At 58.1% G+C, this 2,746-nt stretch carries 4 protein-coding genes; all 4 read left to right on the forward strand.

Annotated elements, in window-relative coordinates:
• Positions 1-250 (forward strand): hypothetical protein (locus QVO51_RS06280; RefSeq protein ID WP_288167930.1); only part of this gene is annotated, 250 nt, incomplete at its 5' end.
• A gap of 170 nt (positions 251-420) precedes the next feature.
• On the forward strand, positions 421-1,353 hold the full coding sequence (locus QVO51_RS06285; protein WP_022357683.1) for an AAA family ATPase: 933 nt from the start codon (positions 421-423) through the stop codon (positions 1,351-1,353).
• Between the two features lie 3 nt (positions 1,354-1,356).
• Entirely contained in the window at positions 1,357-2,517 is a 1,161-nt protein-coding gene (locus QVO51_RS06290; protein WP_022357684.1) for a DUF58 domain-containing protein, read from the forward strand.
• Positions 2,518-2,528: 11 nt separating this feature from the next.
• A partial coding sequence (locus tag QVO51_RS06295; RefSeq protein ID WP_288167931.1) for a hypothetical protein occupies positions 2,529-2,746 on the forward strand: 218 nt, incomplete at its 3' end.

The following is a 2,746-nucleotide window of genomic DNA, read 5'->3' on the forward strand; positions in this document are numbered from 1 at the left end:
GGCAGCGGCAGCAGCCTCCAACCAGTCCGGGGAAAAGAAGGATGGGGGCAGCAAGCTGTGGATCATTGTTCTTGCCGTTCTGGCAGGTCTCGTCAGCATTGAGGTGTTCGTGTTCAAGATCCTCAAGATGAACAAAGCCAATGCAGCTGCACAGGCAGCCGTACCCCAGCAGCCGGCGGCTCCGGTTCAGACCGAACAGCCCCAGGCTCCGGCGGATTCCCAGGATCAGAACCCTCAGCAGCCTCAGTAACAAACGGAACGGCAGCAGAATGCTGCCGTTTTGATTTTGACCCTTATCCAAATTATTCTGTAGGAAACATACAAAAATGCCCTTGAAACAATACGGATTCTATGCTATAATGAATAGACATAAATAGAATATGCAGCATTGCAAAGATGCTGTTGACAGAAAGGGAAGTTATGAATAATCAGATTCAGGCACTGCTTGACAGTGTGGAGCAGGTCATCGTAGGAAAGCGCCCGGTGATTACCCGGGTAGTGGCTGCACTGCTCTGTAATGGTCATGTGCTGATCGAGGATGTGCCCGGGGTTGGCAAGACCCAGCTGGCAGCATCCCTGTCCCGTTCCCTGGGAGGGAGCTTCAACCGGATTCAGCTGACGCCGGATATTATGCCCTCTGATGTGGTAGGCTTTTCTATGGTGGATCAGCAGACCGGAAAGCTGGAATACCGTCCCGGTGCAGCGATGTGCAATTTTCTTTTGGCGGATGAGATCAACCGCGCCTCCCCGAAGGTGCAGTCCAGTCTGCTGGAGGTCATGGAGGAATATCAGATCAGTCTGGACGGTCAGACCCGTCCGCTGCCCCGTCCCTTCATGGTGCTGGCTACCCAGAACCCGGTGGAGACCTACGGTACCTATCACCTGCCGGAGGCGCAGATGGATCGCTTCTTCATGCGCATCAGCATGGGGTATCCCACCCCGGAGGAGGAAATGCGGATCCTGGAGCGCACGGAGCATTACAATCCCATTGAAAATATCAAAGCACCGGCGGTAACGCTGGATTCCGTTCTCCGGTTGCAGCAGCAGGTGGCGCAGGTCACCGTGGCGGACAGTGTGAAGGCATACATCCTCTCCATCGTCAGTGCTACCCGGAGCATGGAGGAGGTCACTCTGGGGGTCAGCCCCCGGGGCAGTATCGCACTGTATAAGGCGGCAAAAGCAAACGCTTTTATGTTCGAGCGCAGCTATGTGACCCCCGGCGACGTGAAGACCATGGCGGAATGTGTGCTGGCGCACCGGATCCTGCTTTCCGCAAAGGGCAAAACCGTTTTTGGCACACCCCAGGCGTGTCTGGCATCCGTGCTGGATCGTGTGGCTGTGCCCATGGGCTGAGTGATGGCAGCGGTAGTGGGCTATCTGGCGGTGCTGGGCATCCTGGCTCTGTTCACCTTCTATATGGACGGAGATACGGGGGTGCAGCTTTTGGCGGTGTATCTGCTGCTTCCGGCAGCATCCGCCCTGCTGACCCTTCTTGCCCGGCAGCAGCTGAAAATCCGGCTGACCCTGCCTGATAGCGTGAAAAAGGGTGGGACATGCATGCTGACAGCGGAGATCACCAAGCGCTGGCGGATTCCACTGCCCTTTGTCCGGTTCCGGCTGGAGCCGGACGGGCATTTTGATTCTCCCATGGTGCCGGTGCAGACGGCTCTGGCATTCGGCAGGCAGGACACCCGACAAGCGGAGCTTCTGCCCCGGATATGCGGACAGGCGCAGGTGGATGCGGCGGATCCACGGGTGATTGGCTACTTTGGCTTTTTAAAGCTGAAACTGGAGATGCCCGCCCCGGCGCAGGTCATGATCGTGCCCCAGGTGCCGGAGCTGACCGCCAAGGATGCGCTGTTTACCGTTATGAGCGCCGCCGTGCAGACAGAAAGCGAGGAGGAGACCAATACCCAGGTTGCGTTTGGCGCTGCCACCACTGCAGGCTATGAACACCGGGATTATGTGCCGGGGGATCCTTTGAAGCGGATCAACTGGAAGCTGTCCTCCAAGCGGCAGAGCCTGATGGTGCGGATGGATGAGGCGGTTTCCCTGTCCCGGGTACATGTGCTGCTGGATCTGGCACGGCCTCAGGGCGCCCCTGCATACAAGTCCCGGTTCCTGCTGGAGCAGCAGATCACCGAGGGGGCGCTTGGCATGCTGGCGCTTTGTGCCCGGCAGGGCATGGCAGCGGTTTTTTCCTATCAAAGCCTGTCCGGCTGGCAGGAGGTATTGGCAGAAAGCCCAGAGGCGGTGGAGGAGCTGGCACTGCATGTGCTGGAACGGGGCTTTTCGGAAGAATTGGGTGCAGCCCGGCTGTCCGGCAGTTTTCTGTCCGGTTCCGGCAGCGGGGTGTATCTCATCTATACTGCAAACCCGGATCCGGAGCTGCTGTCCCAGGCAGCCCGTATGCGGGGCGAGGTACATATCGTAATGCCCGGCGGCATGGCTGCTGCCGGCGCAAAGCTGCATTTCTGGTGGCTGCAGTCCGATTTCCGGCTGTTGCCGATGACATAAAGGATACGCTTATGGAACTGTTGCTACAACGCCCTATGGTAAAACGGCTGCTCAGGCTGGACTGGGTGCCGGTGATGTTTGCCGCCTTGATTCTGACCGGGATCATGAGCTATTACGCCGGGCATTACCTACCCTTGGCGGCGGCGGGTTCATTGGTTGTGATGCTGGTGCAATTCCGGGTGCTGGATTGGATCCACAAAATGCGCTGGCGGGGCTGGCTGATCTATCT

This window comes from Ruminococcus sp. CAG:379, assembly GCF_000434255.1.
GTDB classification, from domain to species: Bacteria; Bacillota; Clostridia; order Oscillospirales; family Ruminococcaceae; genus Ruminococcus_F; species Ruminococcus_F champanellensis.